Origin of the sequence: Pseudomonas sp. JY-Q (assembly GCF_001655295.1) — a bacterium.
GTDB classification, from domain to species: Bacteria; Pseudomonadota; Gammaproteobacteria; order Pseudomonadales; family Pseudomonadaceae; genus Aquipseudomonas; species Aquipseudomonas alloputida.
Genome location: NZ_CP011525.1, coordinates 1,608,833 through 1,633,705, shown reverse-complemented (window position 1 = coordinate 1,633,705; position 24,873 = coordinate 1,608,833). Strand labels below are relative to the sequence as shown.

Annotated in this window: 28 protein-coding genes; 5 read left to right on the top strand and 23 right to left on the bottom strand. The window is 58.5% G+C overall.

The genetic code is table 11. From position 1 onward, the window contains the following. Positions 1-25 precede the first annotated feature (25 nt). The 3 genes from AA098_RS29450 to AA098_RS07375 form a co-directional block, all read right to left on the bottom strand. Positions 26-2,275, bottom strand: coding sequence for a hypothetical protein (locus tag AA098_RS29450; RefSeq protein ID WP_064614004.1), 2,250 nt, complete (start codon positions 2,273-2,275; stop codon positions 26-28). Between the two features lie 584 nt (positions 2,276-2,859). Further along, a complete protein-coding gene (locus AA098_RS07380; protein ID WP_064614002.1) occupies positions 2,860-5,958 on the bottom strand; it encodes a host specificity factor TipJ family phage tail protein in 3,099 nt (1,032 codons plus the stop codon). Beyond that, positions 5,930-6,349 (bottom strand): hypothetical protein, encoded by a 420-nt coding sequence (locus AA098_RS07375; RefSeq protein ID WP_064614001.1) that lies wholly within the window; start codon positions 6,347-6,349, stop codon positions 5,930-5,932. Before AA098_RS07375 ends, AA098_RS07380 begins: the two co-directional genes overlap by 29 nt. A gap of 78 nt (positions 6,350-6,427) precedes the next feature. On the opposite strand from AA098_RS07375, the gene AA098_RS07370 reads away from it, so the two are divergent. Beyond that, the gene (locus tag AA098_RS07370) at positions 6,428-6,673 is read left to right on the top strand and encodes a hypothetical protein (protein ID WP_064614000.1); all 246 of its coding nucleotides are present in this window, start codon (positions 6,428-6,430) and stop codon (positions 6,671-6,673) included. Between the two features lie 59 nt (positions 6,674-6,732). Here the strand turns inward: AA098_RS07370 and AA098_RS07365 are convergent, their stop codons facing one another. From AA098_RS07365 to AA098_RS07355, 3 genes are read right to left on the bottom strand one after another with little or no spacing between them, the layout of a single operon-like run. Further along, positions 6,733-7,215 (bottom strand): DUF1833 family protein, encoded by a 483-nt coding sequence (locus AA098_RS07365; protein WP_064613999.1) that lies wholly within the window; start codon positions 7,213-7,215, stop codon positions 6,733-6,735. Then, a complete protein-coding gene (locus tag AA098_RS07360; RefSeq protein ID WP_064615171.1) occupies positions 7,212-9,668 on the bottom strand; it encodes a phage tail tape measure C-terminal domain-containing protein in 2,457 nt (818 codons plus the stop codon). The genes AA098_RS07365 and AA098_RS07360 overlap by 4 nt, the downstream gene beginning before the upstream one ends. Positions 9,669-9,706: 38 nt before the next feature. Further along, complete coding sequence (locus AA098_RS07355; protein ID WP_082916864.1) at positions 9,707-10,516, bottom strand: DUF6694 family lipoprotein; 810 nt, start codon at positions 10,514-10,516, stop codon at positions 9,707-9,709. Between AA098_RS07355 and AA098_RS07350 the strand changes: the two genes are divergently transcribed. Next, entirely contained in the window at positions 10,472-11,500 is a 1,029-nt protein-coding gene (locus tag AA098_RS07350; protein WP_011911495.1) for an IS30-like element ISPsp7 family transposase, read from the top strand. The genes AA098_RS07355 and AA098_RS07350 overlap by 45 nt on opposite strands. Here the strand turns inward: AA098_RS07350 and AA098_RS29125 are convergent. The 15 genes from AA098_RS29125 to AA098_RS29120 form a co-directional block, all read right to left on the bottom strand. Then, entirely contained in the window at positions 11,489-11,626 is a 138-nt protein-coding gene (locus tag AA098_RS29125) for a lipoprotein (protein ID WP_156747514.1), read from the bottom strand. The two genes, AA098_RS07350 and AA098_RS29125, sit on opposite strands and share 12 nt — an antisense overlap. 274 nt (positions 11,627-11,900) lie before the next feature. Continuing rightward, positions 11,901-12,377, bottom strand: coding sequence for a phage tail assembly chaperone family protein, TAC (locus AA098_RS07345; RefSeq protein ID WP_064613997.1), 477 nt, complete (start codon positions 12,375-12,377; stop codon positions 11,901-11,903). A 3-nt stretch (positions 12,378-12,380) separates the two neighbouring features. After that, on the bottom strand, positions 12,381-12,872 hold the full coding sequence (locus AA098_RS07340) for a phage tail tube protein (protein WP_023389757.1): 492 nt from the start codon (positions 12,870-12,872) through the stop codon (positions 12,381-12,383). 62 nt (positions 12,873-12,934) lie between these two features. Further along, entirely contained in the window at positions 12,935-13,303 is a 369-nt protein-coding gene (locus AA098_RS07335) for a DUF3168 domain-containing protein (protein WP_064613996.1), read from the bottom strand. Further along, positions 13,300-13,785, bottom strand: a complete 486-nt coding sequence (locus tag AA098_RS07330) for an HK97-gp10 family putative phage morphogenesis protein (protein WP_064613995.1) — start codon at positions 13,783-13,785, stop codon at positions 13,300-13,302. The genes AA098_RS07335 and AA098_RS07330 overlap by 4 nt, the downstream gene beginning before the upstream one ends. After that, on the bottom strand, positions 13,778-14,116 hold the full coding sequence (locus AA098_RS07325; RefSeq protein WP_064615170.1) for a phage head closure protein: 339 nt from the start codon (positions 14,114-14,116) through the stop codon (positions 13,778-13,780). Before AA098_RS07325 ends, AA098_RS07330 begins: the two co-directional genes overlap by 8 nt. Positions 14,117-14,118: 2 nt before the next feature. Further along, positions 14,119-14,442, bottom strand: a complete 324-nt coding sequence (locus AA098_RS07320; RefSeq protein WP_064613994.1) for a head-tail connector protein — start codon at positions 14,440-14,442, stop codon at positions 14,119-14,121. Continuing rightward, the gene (locus AA098_RS07315; RefSeq protein WP_064613993.1) at positions 14,439-15,365 is read right to left on the bottom strand and encodes a hypothetical protein; all 927 of its coding nucleotides are present in this window, start codon (positions 15,363-15,365) and stop codon (positions 14,439-14,441) included. Before AA098_RS07315 ends, AA098_RS07320 begins: the two co-directional genes overlap by 4 nt. Further along, complete coding sequence (locus tag AA098_RS07310) at positions 15,352-16,719, bottom strand: phage portal protein (RefSeq protein WP_064613992.1); 1,368 nt, start codon at positions 16,717-16,719, stop codon at positions 15,352-15,354. Before AA098_RS07310 ends, AA098_RS07315 begins: the two co-directional genes overlap by 14 nt. 14 nt (positions 16,720-16,733) lie before the next feature. Then, complete coding sequence (locus AA098_RS07305) at positions 16,734-16,958, bottom strand: hypothetical protein (RefSeq protein WP_082916862.1); 225 nt, start codon at positions 16,956-16,958, stop codon at positions 16,734-16,736. Positions 16,959-17,005: 47 nt separating this feature from the next. Then, entirely contained in the window at positions 17,006-18,955 is a 1,950-nt protein-coding gene (locus tag AA098_RS07300) for a phage major capsid protein (protein ID WP_064613991.1), read from the bottom strand. Between the two features lie 57 nt (positions 18,956-19,012). Further along, positions 19,013-20,680: a terminase large subunit gene (locus AA098_RS07295; RefSeq protein WP_064613990.1), complete on the bottom strand. Its 1,668-nt coding sequence runs from the start codon at positions 20,678-20,680 to the stop codon at positions 19,013-19,015. Positions 20,681-20,682: 2 nt separating this feature from the next. Then, entirely contained in the window at positions 20,683-21,180 is a 498-nt protein-coding gene (locus AA098_RS07290; protein WP_064613989.1) for a terminase, read from the bottom strand. 145 nt (positions 21,181-21,325) lie between these two features. Beyond that, positions 21,326-21,631, bottom strand: a complete 306-nt coding sequence (locus AA098_RS07285) for an HNH endonuclease (RefSeq protein WP_064613988.1) — start codon at positions 21,629-21,631, stop codon at positions 21,326-21,328. Beyond that, positions 21,631-21,819, bottom strand: a complete 189-nt coding sequence (locus AA098_RS29120; protein ID WP_064613987.1) for a YebO family protein — start codon at positions 21,817-21,819, stop codon at positions 21,631-21,633. The genes AA098_RS07285 and AA098_RS29120 overlap by 1 nt, the downstream gene beginning before the upstream one ends. Positions 21,820-22,210: 391 nt before the next feature. On the opposite strand from AA098_RS29120, the gene AA098_RS07275 reads away from it, so the two are divergent. Then, on the top strand, positions 22,211-22,441 hold the full coding sequence (locus tag AA098_RS07275; RefSeq protein WP_019438289.1) for a hypothetical protein: 231 nt from the start codon (positions 22,211-22,213) through the stop codon (positions 22,439-22,441). Positions 22,442-22,507: 66 nt separating this feature from the next. Here the strand turns inward: AA098_RS07275 and AA098_RS07270 are convergent, their stop codons facing one another. Next, complete coding sequence (locus AA098_RS07270) at positions 22,508-22,840, bottom strand: phage holin, lambda family (protein WP_019438288.1); 333 nt, start codon at positions 22,838-22,840, stop codon at positions 22,508-22,510. Between the two features lie 285 nt (positions 22,841-23,125). On the opposite strand from AA098_RS07270, the gene AA098_RS07265 reads away from it, so the two are divergent. Further along, positions 23,126-23,359, top strand: coding sequence for a DUF6555 family protein (locus AA098_RS07265; protein ID WP_019438287.1), 234 nt, complete (start codon positions 23,126-23,128; stop codon positions 23,357-23,359). 416 nt (positions 23,360-23,775) lie between these two features. Further along, complete coding sequence (locus tag AA098_RS07260; protein WP_012313239.1) at positions 23,776-23,964, top strand: hypothetical protein; 189 nt, start codon at positions 23,776-23,778, stop codon at positions 23,962-23,964. 397 nt (positions 23,965-24,361) lie between these two features. Here AA098_RS07260 and AA098_RS07255 read toward each other — a convergent pair whose 3' ends face one another. Continuing rightward, on the bottom strand, positions 24,362-24,610 hold the full coding sequence (locus AA098_RS07255) for a DUF2790 domain-containing protein (RefSeq protein ID WP_064613986.1): 249 nt from the start codon (positions 24,608-24,610) through the stop codon (positions 24,362-24,364). Positions 24,611-24,873 lie beyond the last annotated feature (263 nt).

Genomic DNA, 24,873 nt, shown 5'->3' with positions numbered 1-24,873 from the left:
CGCCCGTCATAAGGAATTCCTAGCATTATCTAATGTGGCAAATGAGCGTTGCAGCTCCACTCGATGGCAAAGAACTCCACCGGTAAGCAACGGTCACATCTGTTGCAGACACCGCAGATACCCCGAGATCTAAAAGCGCATTAGGAAGGGCTCCAGGGAATCGTTTGCCGAGCGTCACCTGAAGCTGTGCAGGCTGGTATAGGAAGTTGTGCGGTACAACCATAGTCCCTGAAACCGGCGATGTAGGGATTTCCTGCTCAATGTAGTCCTCTGTCGATTTTCCGTTAATCGACGAGCCGTCCAGCGCCATGATCGTCCATACGACCGCTCGGTTTACGGCCGCCATTGGGGTTCCGGTGAACTTTGTGTAACCGGCCGTGCCGGAGCCAAGCAGGCGGACGTTCTCGGATGCCGCCACACCAACAGCATTGAACAGCGTGCAGGTCGTGGCGAGAGTTTGTGCAGTGATATCGATAGAGTTGTTGAAACATGCACTTCCAGCTGTCGTATCGCGGGTCAGGACCGTACCTTGCGACACCTCAGTGCAGGTGCCTCGGATGTTATTGCTGTTGCCTGATAGATAAACGACGTTTCCGCGTTGGCGTTCACAGGTGAACGAAATGTTGTTGCTATCCCCAGTCACCGACAGAAACGGTGAGAGCAAAGGAAGACCGTCTCCTTGGTTCTGACCCTGGCGGGTAATTGAAAATATTCCGCTAGAGCAGCCGATCTGCACAGCATAGTTACTGTCATTTCCCGAAGGTGCATAGCGAGACGTTTTCAAATGACACTCAAGCACCCATGCTCCGCCCTCGCGAGTCACCATGTCAGGCTTTGGAGATACAGTAGCCCCTGTGTAATCAATGGGCTGCCTACCATTCCCTCGAGCTTCTGCTACGGCTATCAAGCCATGTGTTGCTGCACTAAAGTCGAAACCACCAAGACATGTATCAGTGGCCAAGTGCAATGCGTTTAGGCGACAAACCCCAAGCGTTTTGAAACCCACGCCAAAACTCACTGCATAGATGTGGGCACGAGTGATATCGCAGTGCCCTTCATATACGCCCTGGTTATCAATCACCATCCCATTCACTTGGTCGGACGGGTAAAGCAGGCTCGGAAGGCTACTGGTGGCCGCCCTCGCGGACTTCGGAAGGAGGCCGCAGAGACCGAACCCTACAAAATCAATCGAACTGTCGCCCGGGCCTCGCATCACGAAACCTTCTTGCCCACTGATCCGACCGTCAAGCCATATCCGGCATCCGGCAGTAGAGTTGTCGAACTGAGCGCCAATAGCCTCTTGATAGATCGCGTTCTGCGCGACGTTGAATACCTCCACCCTGAACTCGCATCGCGTCCCGAAGGATTTAATGCCGCAGCCAGAAGTATTGAGTACCGTGTCCGCATCGCGCCAAGAAATCTCGCTCCAGTTAGGACCAAGATCAAGGTGATTCCCCTGGATTGTCCCGCCGATGACGCCGTAGGAGTGGGGCGCGGCATTGATCGGCCCGACTCCGGTGAGCGTGTCGAAGCCGGCTGTTTTGAAGGTATCCACATTTGCGCCGGCACCAGTCACCCAGAAGGTCACGCCGAACCCGCTGCCCATATGAGTGACACCGGTATCCAGCAGAAACGCCTGGGCTTGCGCCTTGAATCGCCCTGGTCCGTACCGCAACTGGCCGCCACCAAGAGCCTTTAGGTAAAGAACTGCATTGCGGATGCCTGTCGAACTGTCCGTTGCGCCAGTTGCATCCACTCCATCCCAGTCCTCCGCATAAACAATGCGCGAAGACCATGTCGCTAGGTCATATGAAAATCCTGCTACTGGGATATTTCGTACCAGTCCAGCCCCACCTGGCCCGCTCAGCTCCTGCCTCAGAGCAGCATCGCCAACGGAGACGAACTTGCTGGACTCGTTTACCCAGTCGCCAGTGGTGGTATACGGAAGATCCGTCGAGGCTGCAGCCCGGTATAGCTCACCGTCTTTGCGAAATACCTGGTTGCGACCCGTGATTTCAATTCCGGCAGCGTAGTCGCCGAGACCCTGGTAGCCGGAGGACAGGAGGAACTGCTGAAAGCGATCTTCCTTGTCAGCCTGGGACGCGGAGAAATAAGCCTCCATGCCAGCCCAGGACTTGCGAGTCTGGCCAAGCCTATCGATCCACGTTTCTGCGGGGGAGTTGGCGGCGAGGTCAAGGTTCCCGGCGTTGTCGTGCAAATCGAACGGACTGCTCGAACCGTCCGGCTCAACTGGGTTTCCGGTGTTGTATCGCATAGTTTCTCCGGGCATGAAAAAGCCCGCACTTGGCGGGCATGCTCGATAGGGTCCGGTCAGGCCGGAAATGTGATTAGCTAATGTCAGCAGTCAACAGTTGGCCGAAATGCTTCAACTCTTCAAAGGCCATCGCTTATTCATGGCGACATCTATAACGTTTGCGTTATCGAGATACTCTGGGGCGACGGCGAACCATTCTTCGTCGTAAAGCGGTCGTTTCCGCAGCTCCAGCTGGGCTGTAAACCGCCAGCAATCCACGCCGACTAGCACTGGCCCGCTATAAATGTCGGCGAACCGGACTACCTGGTCCTCCAGCCCCATCGGCGAACTGAGCCTGCATGCAAACCAGAGCGACCCAGATTTCAGGCTGTACTCAAACCAGGCCTCGAAGTACCTGGCCTGGCGAGCAGTAAATATCCAGCTGACGGAGGCATAGGTAGGCACGCTCCGAAACCTGCGGCGCTGCATAACTCTGCCGCTCGCCATTGTGGTCCTGACAAGGGGACTGACTGGCTCAAACCCGTAGCCATCTCGAAGCGGAGGTGGAAGCTGTGGCGGGTATGGAATCATGGTGTTTCCTAGTTTCAGTCCGGCGCGAAGTTGTCATCGTCGGCGTACACGCGCACGTCGTAGTTCACGGCCTCAACATCGGTCGTGAAGTCCTTCGGAGCGATCGAGCCAATCAGGATTGGATAGCACCACCTCGTGGTTGTGCCGAACAGCAGGTACGGGGGTTCAATATCCCAGCTCAGGTCGGGCTCAAAGTCCAACCCCGGCACCGTCAGCCGCGTGTCATCGACTCGGGTAGCCGGCCATGGACCGCTGAGCGTGCCATCCGGCTTGCGCAGGCCAACAACGTGGTCGGCGCCTTCCTCCCAGGTGAGCGGTTCCGAGCTCTCCAGTAAGGTCAGGCTGTTACCTACCTGGAAGTCGATAAGGACAGAACTCTGGCCGTAACCCGGGATGTCGTCAGCAGCAGCGCAGTAGCTCTTGTAGCGGCTGTTCATCGCCGATAGCTCGGTGGTGAAGCTGTAGCCGTGCCGCTGGTACTTGTAGCGACGGCGTTGCCGGATGCCGATCCTCCAGGCCCGATCCCTGTTGATCACCCCTTGCAACGTGATCTTTTCCGTTTTTGCCCCTGCGTCGCCGGACAGCCGACACTTGACCGTCTCCTTCTGCCAAGTGCTTTCATCGACGTACTCGACATCGACACCGTCGTAGTCGTCTGGCCTCACCGTAGTGAACTTGCGCGTCAGGTTGCCGATGATGTTCTGCGGGGTGTACATGTGCTCGAACACCGATCGCGGCTCGTCACGCACTGGGCGGATCAGGCCACGATCAATGGTCAGCTCTGCAAACCCTGCCATCAGGGCGTTGTTCAGCGCCTCAAGCACGGTTTCCTGTCCGGTCACCGCAAGATCGAAATGATCCCCGCGAGCCTTCCAAATGGCATCAAGCCGGTCAAGCTCTGCCAGATCGAGGTCATCGTCCGTATAGCCAATTGTGCGCGCCACGTGAGCCACCCACGGAACAATGTCCCGCGTGGGCGTTTCCACTGCCCAGGCTCCGCCACTGCGCACCGGCAGCACCCGGGTAGGCCGGACAGAAACCATGGTCTCGGACTGAGCCGAAAGGCGGTTACTGCCCTTGACGTAGACCACCATGACCGTGACGCCTTCGTACCGGCGCGGTACGCGCTCGATGCGCCCGCGCAGACCGTACCACTGCACCCGGTCCTGCTTGTTCGATGTCGTCGACTCCTCGCCAATCCGGCGCACGCGCACCTCCGGCCGCATGGCTGCCGGGATGGATATCTTCCGGGTAAAACCCATCTGATCGGGCGACATGGCGGTGTAGGTCGAAGTGACCGAGGTCCAGGCGCCGGCGGTTGTAATATCGCGGTACTGGATCTCGACCTTGACGCTCACCTGCCGCTGGTTACCGTTCTTTTCGGTATAGCGGATCATCCCCTGCGGGAAGAAGAAGTCGATTTCCAGGCGGCGGGTCACTTCACCTTCCGGCACTACTGCGAATGGGCCGGACCAGTCGCCCTCGGTGGTGGAGCCATCCAGCACAATGTTGGCATCTCTGGTCTGCAGCGCGTCGAAGCCCTCCCAGCCCTCATCTTCGGCGCCCGTGTCCGTCAAGCGTGACAGCGTAATGGCCGATGGCCCGTGGCTTTCGTCTGCCTCGGTGTCGTCGTCATCCTCTTCCGCGTCATCGGACACGGCCGTGATCCTGTAGCGCAGACCGCGATAGCCGATCGAGGCCAGCAGATCCCCCGTTTGCAGACCGATTGAGGGCGCGCCACCATCGTAGGCCAAGGTCATCTTGGCGTACTGCCCATCGATAGCAGCCTCTGACTTCACTCCAGTCACGTACACCGGCGACACGCCGAACACATCCGCGGTCGAGCCGCTCAGGATTAGCCCCACACCGGTGAATGGCGCGGCTTGTTCGGCAATGCGCAGCCGGTCGCCGGAGGCGCTGGCAACCAAGCGGGTACCGGCCAGCGCCGTATTCACAGCAGAGATAAGGCCATCCAGATTAGTGGTCGATGTATTCAAGGTCACCGGGAAGTCACTGGCGCCCCGCGACACCGTAAAGCTCACGGGCGATACATCGAAATTGAAACGGTTCGGCGCAGCACTGCCCGTCACCATGGACGGCGAGCCAGGCACTTCAGGTGTAGGGGGCACCTCCGGGGCGTAGGTGGCCACCACGTACTCACCGGCGTTGGCACCGGCCAGTTCGACCTTCATCCCGACAAACGCCCCCAACATTGGAAGGTGCTTACCGCTGATGACCGTGGCACTTCCGTCCGCCGGCGCGGTGAAGGTGTACGGGTACAGCATCTCTACCCTGGCGATCATCCCGGCATCCCAGCCGAACGGGAACCAGCCGGCGCCCTCCGGAACGGTCAGGACGAAACCGGAAGCGACCACTGAGTTGCCGCTGAACTGCTGCTGCACCGCGATGGTGGTCGTCAGCGTCAGGCCGGCGCTGCCGGTATTGGTCGAGCCCACTTCGGTCGAGCTGTGCCACCACTGCGCTGCGGTTTCGGCAGACAGGTCCTCGCCTGGGCCAAAAATCTTGTAGCTGGCCGTTGAGCCCAGGGAGGCGATGGTGGTGTCACCCACCATGACGTTGCCCGGCAGGACCTGGTACTTGCCCTTGCCGATGCACAGCAAAAGCTCTGTCCACTGCTCGGTTGGCTCGCCGAAGTAGCGATGAGCGGGCACCAGGTAATCGGGATAGCGCTTCGGGGAGCCAGCCAGCTCAGGGATGGCATCGTTCAGCGCGGCCTGGTTGCCCTTCACCGTCGACAGGTTCAGCTCCCGTGAGGTCCGGTTCTGCATGTTCGGCGTGGCCGGCTTCACCGGGTCGAACGGGTTCCCTAGGCCGAACAGCTTGGCCAGCGGGCCAGGCTTGAAGATGGTCTTGAGGGAACTGCCCTTCGGCTCGATGTAGATCGACACCTGGTCATCTGGGCCGATCTCAGCCTCTCCCCATGTCGCAGGAGCGACCAGTTCACCGTTGCGCATGATGCTGATCGGCGGCACCGGACGAGGCTCGTAGCTGCGGACCTTGGCCTTCAGCCAGGCCTCAATGGTCGTGGCCTGCTCCAATGGATGGCGCTCAAGCGCCCCACCCTCAAGTTTGCTCGGAAAGATCTCGATCACGATGGTATTTCACTCTCGGATATGACCGCTCAAAGTCGATCAGGCGCATGTTGGTCACCCCTGCAATGGGGTTGGTCTCAAAGACCCGCAGCTCGCCGTCAATCAGGACAACCACGCCGACATGCATGCACAGGCCGCCATGGATTACGGCAGCAATTGCCCCAGGTACTGGCGGGCCTACCGGCATCAGTTCGGAGTACTTGGCATAAGCCTTGGCAGAGGTGCGCAGGTCCCTGCGGTCGATCGGGCCGAATGCCGGCAGCGGAGGCAGGCCGAGCACTTCCTCACGAATAGCCAGGACCAGGCCCCAGCAGTCGAGGAGGTATCGGCCGCCCACGACCTCGCCCCGCGCACCGTCTTCATACGTCGCGGTGAAATATTTGTCGTACATGGGAATCCAGACTGGGCAAATAGCCAGTAACGCACCATCTATAGGTCGTAGTAGCTTTGCCAAAAAAGGAGTTTTGCAATGACAAGAGAATTTGAAGCTGAGAAAACGGTCGCGGAGTTCATGGCAGAGAAGCGACCAGGGGAGAAAGTAACTATCAAGTTCCAGGGTTCAGCGTCACCCGTCACTGCCCGATTCGAATTCACCGGGGGATGGATCGTCGAGCAGAAGTTGCATCCTGGGATGCCCTTGGAGTTCATCAAGGGGGAAGATCACCACCTCAAGAACCTTACAATCACTATCGAGCCTTACGATGGATTGAAGTGAAGCGTGGGTAGGCATCGCGTTTATTACCCTAACAGTTGTTGCCATGGTTCACCCTCCAGTCAGAGATGTGTCAGCCCTGGGGCAAAGTCTGTGGTGTATCGATCCCTGTTCCACATCATGTTGATCAGGTCGTAGTAGCCCGCCTCGACTTGGACAGTGGGCCCATCCATGGTCCCGCCGAACGAGGTCATGCGGTATGGTCGATCAGCGGGCTCGCCGGGAATGCTGGCAAGGTACTCGCGGTAAACCAGGGTGACCCTGGCCTCGGCGGCAAGTGAGGCGTCCAGCAGCTGTTGGGCCTCACCGGTCACGTTGTCGATCACGAAGGTAAGCGTCTGCGCGCCGGAGTTGTCCTTGGCCGGCAACGCCACATCAATGGACGAGGCCAGGAACGTGACCGTTTTCCCTGCCTCGGTCGTCGCCCGGAAGTCTTCGTAGTCCTGCACCAGGTACAGCGTTTTGTCCCAGGCCGGGCACGAAATCTCCAGAGTTGGGACGATGATGTCCCCACCGGATGCGTAAACGACTTCGAGGGCCGTCATTTCGGGACCCTCCTAGTTCCGTAGGTCCCCTCAACCGCCTTCGAATACCGGCCATTCCGGCCGAGGCTAGAGTTAAAGTCCGCCGCCACAGCATCAAGAATCAGCGTCATAGTGGCGCCGTCCATCTGCATCCGTGCAGTTGCAGGCTGACCGTTGTTGATGATCTTCACATCACGCACACCGCCTCCCCCACCGCTGTTCTTCGCAACATCATCCAACGTTCGGTCGAGCTTGGCGCTGGTCTCGGCAGTGGTTACCCGCTCACCCTTCTTCAGGTTCCAGGTGCCGTCAGCCGGCACGTAATCGATGCCGTCGTGCGCCTGGCCGTCGAGGGAAGCGCCCACGGCAGTCATCAGCACGCCAGCGGCGCCGGCGGCTGCGATCGCCGCACCAGGCGCAATGGCTGGACCCACGAAGGGAACACCGATCATGGAGACGAAGGCGTTCAGCGCAGCCATGGCAACCTGCGCGGCGGCAAAGGACAGCAGCGCATGGCCCATGGATTGAATGAACGTTGAAGCGAAACCCTTGATATCGAGCTTGCCGGTCTCGGCCCACTCGGTAACAGCATCTGTCAGGTTGGCCAGGGTATCGGCGCCAACCTGCTGCATGCTGCCATAAAGGTCCATCGCGGCTTCAGCCTGGGTGGCAAAGCCGCTGAGGAAGCCGGCCGTGCCGTTGAGCTGAAGTTTGTCGATGTCCTCGTAGTACTTCTCCTGCATGGCCTTGCGGTCATTCAAGGCCTTGTTGAGGATGTCCGTTTCTCGCTTGAAGACGGAATCGGACACATCGCCGGCCTCATGCCGTTGCCGGAGGTCCTCCAACTGATCCTGGTAGTCCTGCTCGATCGCCAGCAGATCCAGGGCGCGCTGCTTCACCTCATCGCTGCTGTAGGCGTTTAATAGCGGCGCGGCCAACGCACGCTTGTCGATGTCGAGTTGCCGCTTCACGCTCGCATCGAATCCGGCGACCGCCTTGTCATCTTCCTTGGCCTGCTTCAGCTTTTTCAGTTGATCGAGCTCGGCAGCCAGGCCCTTCAGGCGCTCCTGCTGCTTGGCGCTCAGCCCCGTGAGATTTCCCGACTCCAGTTCGAACTGGAGCTTGGCGACCTCAGTGGCCTCCTTGCGCTTGTCGGTCTCGGTGTTGATGAGCGCGATCTGACGCTTGTAGCCCTCTTCGGCTGTGTCGAACTGGCCCTGCAGCTTTTTGGCGGCGGCTTCGGCTGCTTTCGCGGCCTCTTGCTGGTCCGGAGTGGTCGGAGTGAAAGTACCTGGCGGAGGCGGAGTGATAGTGCCTAGCTCAGCAGCTGCCTCTCTTGCCCTTTTTACATAGTCACGGATCACATCACCAGACCAAGGCTTATTATAAGCCTCAGCTACTTCCGACATTACGCTGCTTGCGGTTCTCGAGTGATCTATAGCGTACGCAGTCAGCCTGTCGGCGTTTTCCTTGAAGTCTTTTGACATATCGCCAAAAGTTATGCTCCCCATAATAGTATTAGCTGTCGCCCCAATACTCTGTAGGTAAGCCATGGTAGTGGAAAACCCGCTAACTATTACAGCCGCAGCAATTTTGAAGGAGCGAGCAGTGCCATCTGCCAGGCTTGCAGTTACGGCGGTAGCCTCGACTAAGTCATTGGCAAGCTCATGCACCACGCTCCTTAGTCCGCCAGCCTGTTTTGTCGTGTCAGCTAGATCTTTGGCGAGCTGAGCTAGAACCGGCATAAACTCCGCCGCCAAGGCGGTTTTCGCCGAGCTCGCGTACTGACTGATAACAGTAAGCTCAGAGCCAAACTGTTTGGCTGCCAGAATGGTTGTTTCATCCATTACAGCGCCAGCAGCTTCAGCTGCATCGCCATATTCCCTAAAGCCAGCAGCGTTGTTCCGAAGTAGCGGTAGAAGGGCTGTAGCATCACTGGCAATAGCTTCAAGGTAGAAAGTCATTTCCGACTGGCTAACCTTTGCCTTCTCGAGACTGGAGACATACAGGCCAAGGGCCTGGCTGCCACTCAGGTTGCGGAACTGGTCAGCGGTGACGCCAACCTTCGGCGCGATCTGCTCAAAGAAGTCCGCCATCCCGCCGCCGCCGGTGTTTAGAAAATCACCGACCTTGTCATTCACGTCCTTGAGAATGTCGGCAAGCTTGTCCTGCTCGATTCCTACGGTCTTGGCCCCTACGGCCATCTTTTGGAAGTCAGTGACGCTGACATTCGCTACTGCTGCAAGGTTGGATATCTCAGAAGCTGAATTTACAGCTGACACCATCATCGTCGTAAAGGCTGTGACGGCGGTGGCAACACCAGCACCAACAGCAGTCCCTACTGCCTTGGCACTCTTTTCAACCTCTTTGCGCCATTTGGCAGAACTCCGCTCAGCCTTGTCCATGCCGGCTACAAACCCACCAACTTGGGCTATGACATCAAGGGTTAGGGTTCCAAGGGATCTTGATGCCATTACTATCTCCAAAAAAAACCCGCCGAAGCGGGTTTCATTCAATTCGAGTACTGTTTCTTTAACGTCGCTAACCTCGCGGCGTCGTCATCGTCAAACTGCCCGGAGCCGAATAGAGGTTCCTTATCGGCACCGTCCAAACGAATAACCTCAACAGTAAACATTGCGTCTTTCGGCGGATCAACTTCCCCCCACTCGCTGAACTGATTAGGCGCCAGTGACCAGCTTTGGGTTTCGTCTGGCTCCACGCCGCCAGAAATCTCGTAGTTAAAGCTTTCTACCAGCCACGGGACAGATCGCCCAGGCGAGGATATCGTTCCTTTGAAGTACGCTCTTGAAACAGCCTTACCTGTTCCGTTTTTTACCGAAACTTCGATGATAGGCTTGGCGCGGTAGCTATACTCCTCTTCTCTCTTATAGAAGCGGGACTTCAAAACTTCGAATTTTTTCAGCTGCTCAGCAGCCAAATCGGATTCTGCTTTCTTTTTTTCCAGCTCCTGTATTTCCGACAGTGCTTGTTGACGCTCACGCTCAGCTCTCTCGGCTCTAACTCTATCAGCCTCAACAGAAACCTCCCTGGCACTTTTACCGCCAAGCGATGCAAGCATATCGGCAGAGATATTCTCAGGCTTTACGCGACCACTCATAACATCTTTGAAGTTAACGCCCTGCATCGCGAGATACATAACGTCAGTGGTGAATTTACTTCTCTCAGATTCCGAGAGGCTTTCAGAGATTTTGCTTATAGATTGGCGGCGGCAAAAACTGAGTGCAACACCTGACCTTTCCGGTACGGTGCTGCCCCTATGTCTTATACCGAACTCAGCGTTGAAGAGCGCGCCACCATTCAAATCGGTCGTACCCAAGGCTTCAGCCTGCGCAGGATTGCCTGCTTGATCAACCGATCCCCTTCGACCATCAGCCGTGAGCTGCGCCGTAACCGAGGTGCTTGCGGTGGCTACTCGGCCCGTCTGGCTCAGCAGCAAATGCAGGCCCGCCGCCAGGTTTGTCGACCGATGCGAAAACTGTTGCCGGGTAGCGAGCGCTTCGAACTGGTGACCCATATGCTGCGTGAGCGTTTGTCTCCCGAGCAGATTGCCGGCAAGCTGCGCAGCATGAACATACCCAACCTGCGAGATGCCTACGTCTGTCGCGAGACGATCTACAACGCGATCTATGCCCTGCCAGTGGGTGAGCTGCGTAAGGAGCTGATCATCTGTCTGCGCCAAGGCAAGACGACGCGCCGGCCGCGCTCTGGTGGCGTGGATCGGCGCGGCCAGATCCCCGAGATGGTCAGTATTCATGTGCGCCCGCCGGAGATTGAAGACAGGCTGATGCCGGGGCATTGGGAAGGCGACCTCATCAAGGGTAAGGCCAACGCCTCGTCCGTCGGTACGCTGGTGGAACGCACCAGTGGCTACCTGATGTTGGTGAAGATGAACGACGCAACGGCGACTTCGGCGCTGGAAGGCTTCAGCGCCGCGCTCAATAGCATGCCGCTGGAGATGCGCAAGAGCATGACTTACGACCAGGGCCGGGAGATGGCGCGACACGCCGAGATCACCCAAAGAACCGGCGTGGCGATCTACTTCTGCGACCCGCACAGCCCCTGGCAGCGCGGCAGCAACGAAAACATCAACGGCCTGATTCGCCAGTACTTGCCCAAGGGCACAGACCTGTCGGTACATAGCCAGGAGGAGCTGGACGCCATTGCGCTGCAACTGAACATGCGACCGCGCAAGCGCTTCGACTTCAAATGCCCCATCGAGGTGATGGGAGAGGTCATGCAAAATGCCATGGCAATGCGGCATGATGCTCCGGTTTCAATTCAATAACCGTGTTGCACTCAGCTCCTGCAACCGCCATTTCTTAAAAGCCTCGTCGGAGCTACCGTCGATCTTCGGTTCGCCACACCCCGAAAGCAGAGCTGCGGCAACGGCCACAGCAATTAGCTTGCGCATCTGTCATCCCTCACAGGTTAAAAAGCGGATGATAACAAATGCAGGCCTAAAGCCACCTACGCCCAAGAAGCCATCGCCTCTTCAAGGGAGATTGGCCCCTCTTCATCCTCATGCAGGGCGAAATCCTTCCAACTGTAGGGAGTCGGCGTCCTCTGCGGGTCACGGTGCAGGTTGGCCGTGAGAGCCGCAAGCATGGCCACCGATCGCTCCACTCGCATGCCTAGATGAAGCGTGCCGCGACGTTTCCGGTACTTCACCCAGGACCGAAATTCGCTCAGGCTGAGGTTTTCCTTGGCTTGCGCGATCGTCGACCCACCGATGCCGGAGAGGACGAGTTCGTGCCAGACTTCGTCCCGCTCGGTGAGCTCTTCGTCTTTCCCAGGTCGTTGACCTCCTGGATAGCGAACAGCAGAGCGACGGACAGGGCACCGTCAAGCGAACCCAAGCGCTTGGTGCTCTCCGGGTCCTTTTCCAGCTCAACCGGATCAAGCGGCCCGTGAGTGATGTCCATCGGGCTGCTGAACACCGGGTTGCCGTGCTCGTCGCAGATAGACGCGGCAATACGGCCCGCAATGCTGTCCTGCCTGCCAGTAGCCGAAAGCACGTCGCTCACCGCCGTCTGGTAGCCCATCGGCCGTACGTAGACGGTGGCGGTGTAATCCGTACCATCCTGGCGCCACTTGATTTCCTTTTCCACCGGCCGGCCAGTGAACGAGCCTACGCCCTTGAGCGCGTCGAGTGTCAACTTCATCGGTTACTCCTTGATGACCCAGTTGAGCTTGCCGGAGCGCTGAATGGTCGCTGCAGTGCTCACCGAGGTGTTGCTGGCAAAGTCGAACGGGAAATCTGCGACATAGCCGGCGAACAGGCACCAGGTGCGGGTGGTGGGTAGCTCGAAGTCATCGCCAGCGGCGTTGACCGTGGGTGGGATGTCCTTGCCGTCAGACCAGCCGAGCGCCCAAAGAATGTCCTCATCGTCGTCATCCTGGGACAACTGGAACATGCGAACGTGGCTGGCATTGCGCGGGTCAGCCAAGATGGTGGCCGTCGCCTGGCCAGGGGTGCGCAGCCCCTTCTTGTACTTCCGCTCGGTATCGGCCAAGCAGGTGTCGTCAATCTGGTCTGCCGGCGAACCGCCAGGGTTGAACGCGGTGAGGCATTCAACCTCCATCACGGTCCTTGGGCCTGTGCCACTCAAAGGCCGCACCAAAGCATAGAGCTGAGCGCCCTGGGCTTTCATCGACATGGGTTATCTCCAGTCAGAAATAAAAAAGCCCGCACTCGGCGGGCATGGGTCAAAGGGATACTTCAGCGGGAAACCATCCAGTCCACGTCGAAGCTGGCTCGGTAATTCTCGGTCTCTGGATCGCGGCCTTCGACGCCCCAGCGGGTGACGTAGGCGTCCAGTTCAACCGCATCACGGATCGCGTCACGGACCTTTCGGGCAGCATCGCCAGTCGCGGCGTACACATCGACCTGCAGGGTGACGCTATCGAGATCCGGGCGGCCAGCCAGGTAGTTCTCGGGGCTTCCGCTGACGATCTGCCAGACAGCGTATGGCTTGGCCACTCCCTGCTCGGCCTCCCCGAACGAGTAGAGGCGCATGCCGGTGCCAGCGCCGAGCAGCGCGGTCACGGCCGGGCTGTTCAAGCAGGCCTGTACGATCGGTGGGGTCATGAGGATGCTGCCTTCTTCGCTGCGCGCCGAATAGCACGGTCGATTGCCTTCTCGTACTCGGTGACGAAGGTGTTGGTCACCTCGCTGATGCTGTCGGCCAGAGCTGGGCGCATAAACGGCGCGGCCGGCATCTTCTCGGTACCGAACTCGATTAGGCGCCAGTGAGGCGTCGGGGCGTTGGTGCTGAGGTCGCCGCCATCCTTGAGCACGGCGCCGTGCAGCACGCCGATGCGAAAGCCCAAGTCGCCCGTGCGCTTGAACAGCCTCCCATTCCAGCGCAGCGCGATGTTGTCCGAGATCGACCGGCCAGTGGCCTTGTCGTCGATGCGTTCAGCTCCGAGCTTGGCCTTTTGCACCACCACCTGAGCAGCCTTGCGCAGAGCGGCCCGGCCACCTTTGCGGCGAACGTCAACGCTGACCTCATCCAGCTTGCCCAGCAGGCTATCAAGGCCGAGAATGCTGAACTCGACGCCATCAACCATCCTTCACCCCCTTCGAGACCAGAATGGTCAGGTACTCCAAGCCAGAGTCGGAATCCTCCAGTGGCGGTCCTTCTATGCTGTACAACTCGCCGCGGTAAACGATTCGCATGGTCGGCAGCACGCCTGGTCGGTACCGAATCTTCATGCGGGCTGTCGCTTCCGACTGGGCGGCCTGTGCTGCAAGCAGATCTCGGGCAGACAATGGAGTCACCTCGGCCCACGGCTTGGCGAAGGCCGCCCATGTGGGCTCGCCAAATTCCAGCGTCACAGGGTCGCGAGGAATGACCTTGTGCTGAATTTCGATTCGATGCCGCAGTTTCCCTGCTTGAATGCTCATGCCAGTGCCGGATCGCGAAGGTGGTAGATAAGCGCGGTAACAGGCTTGGGCAGCATGCCTTGCTCAAATTCACGGCCCTGGTCGTTGTCGCGCTGGCTATAGAGATATCCCAGCATCATCTTGGTGGCGGCCTTTACCGAATATGGGACTTTGCCCGGGATGACCTCTCCATCCGCGTCCAGGTAGGCGTCAGCAGCCGACTTGAGGTATCCCCTGACCAAGTCACTGGCCTCAAGAATCTTGTCGGTGATATCGGCATCGTCTGCGTCGTCGTCAACCCGCAACTGAGCCTTCGCCTGCTCCAGGGTAATGAACATCATGATGCCGATACCCCCTTGGCCAGATCCTTGCCGTCACGACCACGCTTCACTGCCAGCCGCCAACCCTTGCTGCCCAGCTCTCCTGGCTTTTCGCTGGTGGCAGAATCGCAGTGCCATAGGCTCCCACCCCAGGTGACAGTGTCGCCCGGAGCGTAATCACCAGGCGCGAACACGCCTCGGTAGATCATCACCGGCAGATCAAGGCGTTTTCTGACTTCGTTGCCACTGGACAGCACCAAAGACAGCTCGAACCCTCTTTCCCCTGCCTGCTCAACTGCTGCCGAGCTCAGTCCTTCAACAATGCACTCCCACCCCTTCATGCCGTGAGTTCGCTCAAAAGATCGCCACAATCCGCCCAGGTGCTTGGCATAGGTGCCGCGACTGTAGGATTTTTCGGCGGCAATCTCCGGCAGAATCTCAAGCTGGAGCGCATCCTTGCCTGGCTCCCCGTCCTTCGGAACGGTGACCGCTTCCAGGGCCTTGGCAACCTCCTCGGCAATGACTTGGCGAAGGTCTTCAGCGGTGACGCTGACACCCGGCGCAGCCGGGGGCAAGGCTTCGACAGCCAGCTGCACTGCATCAGAAATCATCGGCCTGACGTCTTCCAACGTCACCGATACGCCATCCTTGGGCGTCGGAAGCTTGGCCACTGCCTCAGCCACAGCCTGTCGGACCATTTCAGGATCGGCATCTTTACCGTTTTCCGGCACAGGAATTAGCCGGGACGCTTCAGCCGCTATCTCCTTTGGGTCGAGGACAGGGATTTTGCCGATCGACTCGCCAAACTCCTTGCGCAACCCGTCATCGCGCTGATCAATGTCTTTTACCAAGGCCTCGCGAAGAGAGGCTACGGCTTTGTCGACAAAGCCCCTCAATACCGGTGCGAGGGCCTTCGCCTGTGCTTCGAGTTCACGCAGATTCAAGATTCAACTCCTTCTCGATCAGTAGCGCGAACATCCGCGCCTGGTCATCCAGGCCTTCGTCTGAGGGCTCATCTGGCTCAGGTGGCGGCAACGCCGGGGCTGCCGGCTGGGCCTTACCGAACGGGTCGGCTTGCGCATCACGCCGAGCAATCGCAGCAAGGCTATAGTTCTGCTGCTGGATCATGGGCGAGTCGCCCCCCTCAACAGGCGCCAAACCAGCCCGCCGGCGAGCCTCGTTAGGCTTCATCCACCCTCCGCCGACTGCGTCATTGTTCGCCTTATACAGAGTGGGGGTATCCATGCGCAGCAATCCATCCAGATCGAACTCAGTGCCATAGGGCACCGGCAGTTCAAGCCCTTCGTCCAGGCACAACTCAGCAGCCTCGATCAGCGACTGAAGGCAGTCCGAGTAGTAAGCCTGGTTGGAAACTTCAGCATTGGCGTTGGTCGGTGCGGAGCCGACCCCTACCTTGTAGCCGGGGACATGGAAAGCAGAGCAAACGGTTTCAGCTGACCACCGCAATTGCTCGATCAGCTGCGAATCAGCGGCAGAAAGCGCCATGGACTCGTACTTCAAGCCATCGCCTAGGACCGCCACCTTGCCGGCGTTGTCACCGGAGAAGTTGGCGTCCCAGTGCTCCTTAAGCCGCTTAGCGGTGTCTTCGCCGATTGCGCCTGGGGCCGTCAGCACACCACCTGGTTTCGAGCCGTTCTGAAAGAAGCGCGCCGAGTTGTTCTGGATGGCATTACCCTGCATGGCAGCAAGGCCGCATGCAAAAATTGGAGATATCCCCACAAGCGGGTGGAACAGGCAATTCATCCGGTCATGGATGATCTCGCTTGCCGGCACGGTCAACCCTTCTTCCAGGGTCGACAGGTTGTCCGCCATCAGGCGGTAGAAGACACTCCCGTCATCCCCGACGAGAGGAACAACGCGGCGCGGATCAAGGACGAACATCTTGATCACCACGCCTCGGCCGTCCCTGATTTTCAGCACGTAGGTGTTGCCGCTGGTCAGCTTCGACAGTACCCAGGTCTCGTAGAACTGGATGCGGTTCTGATAGTGATTGGGACGCTTGATTACCGGCGAGAATGAAGGGCTCGTCGCCTCCTCCCAGACACCATCTTCGGTCAGCTTCACCAGTTTCAGGCGAAGCTTCGCAATATCGGAGGCGATCAGGGTGATGCACGCAAACACCGCAGAGAACGCCAGGACAGTGTCCTGCTCAACCTCGACGTTCTTTTGCCAGGCACCAGCAAACGCTTCGCGCACCACCCCGAGCCAGCCACCGCGATTATCAGCCGGGCGCAGGCCCTTCTCTTCGGACTTCTTGCCCCAGTTGAAAAGTCTCATCGCGGCTCCACCGGTTATTCAGCCTTCATGTCGCGCCGCTTGTAAGTGCGCTTTGATGGGCCGCCAGGCCCTTTCTGTCGGCCTTCACCGCCGGCATCAGGATCATCGACGCCTTCGGCCAGCTTGGCATTCTTGATTGCCCGCAACAGCCGTACGTCACGGTCACTGGCTTCGAAAGGGTCACCGGCAAGCAGCTGCTTGCCGGCGTATCGAAACTCCTTGAGTGCAACCATCTTCATGGCTATTTCCTCGCAGAAATGGCCGGGGAGACCCCGGCCCAGGCAAATCACGACTCGTAATTGGCCGAGTCGATGTAGCCAACGGCCTGCAGGCGACGGCGCTTCCAGTTGATGAAGCGCTCGGCGCGCAGCGCCACCATGTTGTTCTGCCAGAGGCTGACCAGCTCGGTGGCACCGGCAGTAGGAGCGCTGTCCATCTGCAGAGAGGCTTCGCGACTTACGTCAATGGTGACCCCGCCGTCATCCGCCAGCAGGATCTCGGAGGCCTTGGCCAAGATCAGCCGTTGGCCAGCACCGGTAACTGGGCTACCCGAACCGGGGTTGGCCGGCACACTCTCCGACACGATCACCGGCAAGCCCATGAAGGTACCGCCGTTCATGTCGATGGTCGGGAATTCGAGCTGGCCAAGGGCATTGGTCATCATGCCGATGGTCAGCGCCATGGTCGGAGTCATGATCCAAACCGCACCAGCCGGGGTCATGTTGGCAGCCAGGAAGGCAGCAAAGAGGCGCTTTACGTCAGCCTTGAGTGCATCAGCGGTAGTGCCGCTGGCCACGATCGGTGTAACACCATTGGTGATCGACGCAGGCGATACCTCAGCCACTTCCGCAATGGCCGGATCTACGAATGCCACGTCCAGGAACTGTGCCATCGACGCGGTCAGGTCGGTCTGCACCAGGGCCTCGGCGCTCGGGTTGCTGAAGCGTACCAGTTCGTCGGTCAACACCACGATACCGGCAGCCTTGGTAAAGCGCAGCGTGGTGGTATCGAACGCCAGGGCAGATACCGGCTTCGGTTTGCCCTCACCCACCCAGTTGACGCTGGAGCCAGAGGTTTGCCCCGGCATTTTGATGTTGAATGGAACCTGACGCAGACCCTGGATCTTGCCGATGATGGTCTGAGGACGCAGCAGTTCGATGAACTCACCAGCCATGGTCTGGTACTCGACCAGAGGGCCAGCCCAGGCAGGGTCGGTGGTGGTGCCGGCCGCCACAGCAGCCTTGAGCACGGTTACCACTTCCGGAGTCGACTCTTCCCAGCCCTTCGCCACCTCAACGGCCTGCATCAGGTTGCCTTTGGAGCGCGCCAACGCGATGGCATAGCGGGTGAATGCCGTACCTTTCGGCAAGGTGCGCTCGACGCGGATCACCGCATTGTCACGCACTTCATGGCCTTTAGACACGCTGTTGACGCGACCAGGTTCAACGGGCTTGGCTCCGGAAGCCATGGATTTTTCCAGGCCACGCAGACGGCCCAGGTGCCCATCGATAGACTTCAGTTCGCCCTCGATGGTGTCGTATTCCTCGGACTCGGAAGCGTCGAGGGTACGGCCCTCTTCGGCGGCCTTGCTCATGATTGCCTCAAGGCGAGCAGCTTTGGCGCCGCGAGTGCTCTCGAAGGACTTGATCTGTTCCTGAATGTTCATATCGCCCTCCTCGGGCTTCGCAGATTTGGTGATGGTTGCCGAAGCGCCGGCAGGGGTGATACGCACGACCGGAAGCGCGCTGGTGCCTGTCGCGGCGCGCAGCTCACGGTCGATGGATTTGATGGTCTGGATGCTGGCACCGGCATTAGCCGGCACCGTCACGGCAGAAAGTTCCAGCCACTCCCACTTGAGGAAGCGGCGCCCCCAGCTGCCGTCGATGTTGGCCGACTCGATCGGTGAAAATCCGATGGAAAGGCCGCGGACAAGCTTGGCTTTGATCGACTGCCAGGCTTCATCGAGCCGATCCTTCAAGGTGCCGGGCTCATCGACCTTGGCCAGCTCCACCGTGACTTCGATTCCCGCGTCCGTCACGGTGGCCTTGGTCACCTGCCCTACCGGCTGGTCGTGGTTGTGCTGCCACAGGAAAGGGATCGGCAACTTGAATTGCGCGCCCTTTGGCTCAACAACATCGTCCATACGGTCAGGCGAGGGCGTGGTGGCGATGCCAGTAATCACCCGCGCGTCATCGTCCACCGCCTTGATCTCAAGGAGGCTGTAGGCTCTGTTCATTGGGTACCCCAGAAATGCAAAAAGCCCGCACTGTGCGGGCCTGGCTTAGCCTGTCGGCTACGAGTTGAGGAAAAACATCTGGTACTTCTTGGCCGGCGGCGACGGGTTGGTCGCCATCAGGGAAACGGCATTGAGCAATGCCATTACCGGGTCGATCTTGGCGGTACCACTGGCCTGCTTGGTGATCAACACCGAGTTTGCACGCGACTCGATGCGGGCATTGCCAACACACCAGTCCATCAGCGGCTGGTCGGCATGAAAAAGCTTACGCTCTGCCAGCCTTCGCTCGGCGATGCTGATCGCCCCTACCAGCTTCCACCCCTGCGGAATACCGAAAATGATCTTCTCGTCGATCTTTCGCTTCAGCAGCTCCTCGAGCATGACCTTGTGGGTTTTCTCAGGGTCCATGCCGACGCCAGCCAGCAGGCCGGTTCCATCGATCATTTCAACCACATCAGCAACGGCGGCGACATCACCGGGCAGCTCTTCGATAATCACCAGGTCGCCATCCCTCTCGAAATCGCGGTACTTCGATTCCTCGGATTTTCGACGGTCCAGCGCAATTGGATGCGCCCAGGCAAGCGAACAAGAAAGCCAAACGTCGGAGCCTGATTTACGCCCCAGCACGGTAAGGCCAAGCAGGTCGTCAAGCCCGCCGCCGTCGATACCCACCGTCACAACTTCCGACTGTGCGAGCAGCGCTTGCAAGCTCAGCGAATCGTCTGCCTGAACCTTCCAGAAGTCCGCACCGGTCCATCGATCCGAGCGAAGATTCAGGCCGATCTCGATGTTTAAGTGCTTCGCCAGGAATTTCTGTAGCGACCCATCGCCGGCGTTCTGCTTCTTGCGCAGTTCATCCTGCAGCCACTCGGCGCTCACCGAACGCCCCAGGTTGGGGTTGGTGATATAGAAGTTTTCCGATTCCAGGTACGACTTGTCCTGAATCATGCTCTTCGGGAACTCATAGAGAATCCCGAGCGTTTTTCGGTCCTCGATGACTCCATCGCGAATGTCACGCCAGTACTGCAGGCGCTCCTTGAAGACGCCAGCCGGCGGCTCATCACTTTGCGTAGTCAGGTAAATGACCCAACCCTCGTCCCGCGAGACCTGACCGCCCAGCGCTTCCATGAACATGGCTTCGGCACCTGGCTTTTTGCCAAACACCCAAAGCTCGTCCACCAGTACTTTGCCTGATTTTTTGCCCGATACCGTGTCGGTATCCGCGGCGACTACCTTCAGGCTGTTCTTCGTCGTGCGATCCGTAATGGTGCGGATGTGATCCTGCACATGGAACATCGCTGAAAGCTCTTCATCTGCACGTACCATGGCGGCTGCCGGCTTGAAAGCGTTGTCGGCAACTTCCCTGGTCGGGGCCAGGATCAGATGTTCCTCTTCTTCCCTCCAGCACAAGATCAACGCCGTCAGCATGATCCCTGCGGCGATTGTCGACTTGGTGTTCTTCTTGCTGATCAGCAGGCCGAACTCGCGAATCAGCTGTTTGCCTGTCTCCGAGTCGTATCCGCCGAAGATTGCCCTGACAAAATCGAGCACCCACTCATCACAGCAATCAGCCATCCGAGGCTTGCCAGGCAGATCAGGAACCCTCAGTTCCTTGAAGATCTGTACGGCTCGCTCGGCCTCTTCGACAAAGATGGGAGGCGGAATGATCGACTGCCTACGAACCAACCGCCGTTCCCAATCCGGGCATGCGGTGGTCCAGTCCATCGCTACACCTTCTTACCGTTCGCTGCCGCCAGTCGAGGCGGCGCCTGGCGGGAAAATTTGCTCGCCGCTTTCTCCGCCGCCTTTTGTCGCTCGTCCTTCTTTCCGCCCTCCCCCTTGCGTGGATGGAGGAATGGCATCAGTGCTTTTGCGGCATCGACCCGAAGCTTGGGTTCAGACCCGGCGTCGTTCATCACAGCCAGCAGGAAGTCCTTGGGATCTCGATGCAGCAGCGCAGCGCCCAGGTCAAATCCAGCCTGCTCAGCGTCAGCATCGGGTTCGTCATGGGTCTCTTGAGGCGGTTCCCTGTTAACACCACCTTTAACAGGGTGAAGGGCATTCAACTTGTGCAGTTCATTAACCACGTCCGGGTCTTTCGCCAGCCTTGAACCAGCGGCGGAGGCCGACTTTTCGGGGCATCCAGCTGCAATGGCCGCGTCTCGATTGGACGCACCTCCCCTGACAGCGTCAATGAACCGACGCTTTTTGGGTGTTAAAGCCATTAACAAAAAACTCCAGGGAGGAAAAAATCTGCGAATGAGTTGGGCGCGGTGTCCGAGCGAAAAGGATTTTCAGATCAGACCCACCCCCCCACCCAAAACGCCCCAAAAGGGGCAGAAATCGGGGGTGTAGCGTGCTGCAAACGACCTATCGCCGACCTCTAGCCGCCTCGGCTGCAGTCTTCTCCTGATGGCACGGCACGCACAGGGCCTGAAGGTTGCTGTCATCATCCGAGCCGCCCTCGGCGACGTTGATGATGTGATCGACCTCAAGGTCTTTCGTGACCAGACCGCAGGCCCGGCAGGTGTACTGATCCCGCAGCAGGATGCGATCCCGAATGCGGCGCCAGGGTCGGCCACCACGACCAGAACCCCATTGAGTCTCATTGACCTGGGCGACCGGTGCAGCCGGAAGCATCGTCACGTTCTGCTTAAAGATGTTGAGCCTGGCCATCAGTAACCACGCTGAATGGGAGAGCCGCTGAGATAGGTGAGAAGCTGGGCTTCATTACAACCATCCTCATCTTCAGCCATCACTTCGATCAGCGACTGGCTCTGGGCTGCGATCTGCTGGAGCAGGCTCGTCTGCTTCTTCTGCTCTTCCAGCATCTGTTCCAGCAACGAGATCACGCGCTCGCTCATACGCCACCTTTGTCCACTTGTTGATCCACTCGCGCCGAGCGGCGCATCCACTACAGGCCATTGCTCACCTCCTGTACCAGGTCAGCTGGTAGCACCGCGCATCGGCGGGTATCTCGGCGATGGGCCAGCGCAAGCAGCCCATGTACTTTCGCTCTGGCCGGGTGCGGCTCACACGCAGCGTCTGCACCAAATAGGCAGATCCGGCAGCAGTGGTTATGAAATCACTGACTGCAATGCCGTCGGCACCGTCGACATACAGCCTGCATGGTGTATAGGGTTGCTTGGCCATGTTCGATAAGCTCTCTCGCGCAATGAAATCGGCGCATCCGCGGGGTCGTCGGAACGACATTCCGCCCGGATGGTCGTAGCGGAAAGATCTGGAGAAACCGTGATGAAAGAAATCGAAGAGCTTATAGACAGGTGCGTTTTGCTAACCGAGAAGCTTGAAGGCCTACTGGAGGAGCATCCCGTGGCGTCCGGATCAGTTGTTTATCAAACTGCCGTTCGTGTCCTCACCATGCAGGTTAATCAGCTTCAGCAAGATGTAATTACCAAAGCAGCGCGCGGAGTCATCCACGAAAGGGATCAGCTTCAACCGGTCCCCGGTCGAGTGCTTCACTAATCTGGCTGAACGCATGACCAGCGTGCTCGCGCCACAAAACGGCGCATGTCTATTTTGTGGCGCGGATTAATCGACCTTGCGGCTCGGCAGCTTGAAGTCGGTGACGCGATCAGCAATGGCGCGGACCTTCTCGACACCAAGGAAGCCAACCCAGCCACCCACAAACGTCGACATGCTCTGCGGCAGGCCGAAGAACTCCAGGCCGCTGATGATCGTCAGGGTCAGGCCGCCGCATATGGCGCCCTCCACCAGCATCTGCCGGCGAGTGCCGCCACCGTAAGTGATGCGCAGCACAGCCATGGCGCAGGAGAGCCCGGCCGCATACAACAGGGGCGAATGCTGGCTCAACCACGCAAGGGCAACCGCCCAGGTGTCTGGTTTGTCTGGCATGTTGGACATCCGGGTTCCTCCCTTGCGGGGAGCAGAAAAAGAAAAGGCCCGCCGTTGTGGCGAGCCCAGGAGTGGGTGCGGAAGGCTGGGGCGACCAACCACCCAGCGAGAACAGTAGAGGAGCCTTATGCCCAGCGAGGTGGCTGCGCCTGGGCCGAGGTCGGTCGGGCCATTGCTTGCTCCGTAAATGAAAATTCGTGCACCGACGTAAAACCGGCCGGATGCTTGCCCCCGGAATCCCTAGGGGTTAAAAGGAATGTTGGCCGATCTGGCTTCGCTAGAAGGAACTAGTAAATGCCCGTCAGTAACATCTATGTGGTCGCTTATCACCTCCATGGAGAAGCTCGCGAATTCATCGTCCGCGCCGAGAGGATGGATAACGATGAGGCCTGGCACTGGGCTGCCTGCGAAGCCGGCGTTGGAGTCATCCCTAAGTTCACTGCTTCGGATATCAGAAAAGTCTCTCGGCCTGCTGCTGAGCGCTTCGGCATAACTGACGTCCAATGGCGGAGGTCCGGCAACCTATGAAATACCGCATCGACTACAACCTCAAAGGCCATACCAGATTCTGGATATGCGATTGGTCTAGCACGCCGAACGAAGACAATGTGCTGACCGCTCTCCTCCGTCTGCATGCCCCCGCTGCCCCCTTGCCTGAGGCGCGCGCGCCGTGCCGCTTATCACATGATGATCTCCGCATTGCGGTCGCAGATTTGGGTATCTCGGATGTACGCTTTGAGGGGGATGATTAGCTATGCCGGGGCACCCAGGCCGAAGCTGGCAAGTACGCCGGTCACTGCGAGGGCGCCGGTACTTGGCTCGGCCATAGGTGGTGCTCCAGAAACAAAATGACCCGTCGAACTGGCGAGCCCTTGGATACGTGAAAAGATGGCCCCGTGCTATCGTCGAGTTTCCACACAAGACGTTTCACGGAGCGAAAAACGATGAAGGTAACCCTCAAGTGCGCCAAGTGCGGCAGTGACAAGTTCGAGGTTCCGGCTAGGCCGAACGACAACTCGAAGGTCACCTGCGGCAAATGCGGTGCTGTCGAGACTTACGGGAAGCTCATGAAGGCTGTGGGCGACAAGGTCACGAAGGACCTGCAGCGGCAGCTCGGGAAAATGTTCAAGTGACCTGAGCGTTTCAGCCAGAGGGCGCAGGAAGTCAGCGGCGCCCTCAACCTCAACGTCGAGCTGTAGCTTTTCCATGCATCCTCCAGATACGAAAAAGCCCCAGCTGGTGCGAGGCTTGGAATGGGTGCGGAGGGCCGTGCATCCCGGCTTGCTGGTCTGGATCGCTGGGTCACGTACCCCAGGCTCTCATCGCGTTGTCCATCAGTGACCGCACGGGTTTGACTGAACGCCACTACCGACTTAGCCCAGCTGCCTGGGCGCGTCATCCGCATAAACGAAAAAGCCCCGGCGAATGCCGAGGCTTAGAATGAGTTTAGGATGGAAAACACTCTGGAGTTAACTTTCGGGTTTGCTGGATTAAGGGCCCTGATCGCCTGTCTTTGGCTGGAATTAAAATCTAGTTATCGTGGCAACCGTTACCCATAACACTGTACTCCATGGTGTGTTGCTGCCCCTGATGGTCGATGTAGGTCATCTGGACAGGAACCACACCGCACACATCAGGAATCGGATCTTGGCGAACTACCTTGGCGATGTCTGGATGCGAGCTATAGGTGTAATGCTCAACAACAGGCTCATCTGCAAGCGCCACCTGGCTACCCATCATTACAAACGAAGCAGCAATCAATGCTTTGAACAGTTTCATTTTCCATGTTCCAACGATGCAAACGATTAACGTCTTCAGTCGGAGATAAATAGGCCGAAGGCTTTACGAGGCACGGTAGGGTGGTTTGCTTAGACCCTGTATTTCTAGTGCGTCGCAGCTTTTTAGGAAGCTGTGCCTAGTTTAGGCCTATGGGATTTTTGATAAATGCAAAAGACTAGAAATCTTCTTATTCAAACCTGTAACAATCGAGTCAACCCGACCCGGGCGGGCGCACCATAAAACAGGTGTTTATCCGGCATGGA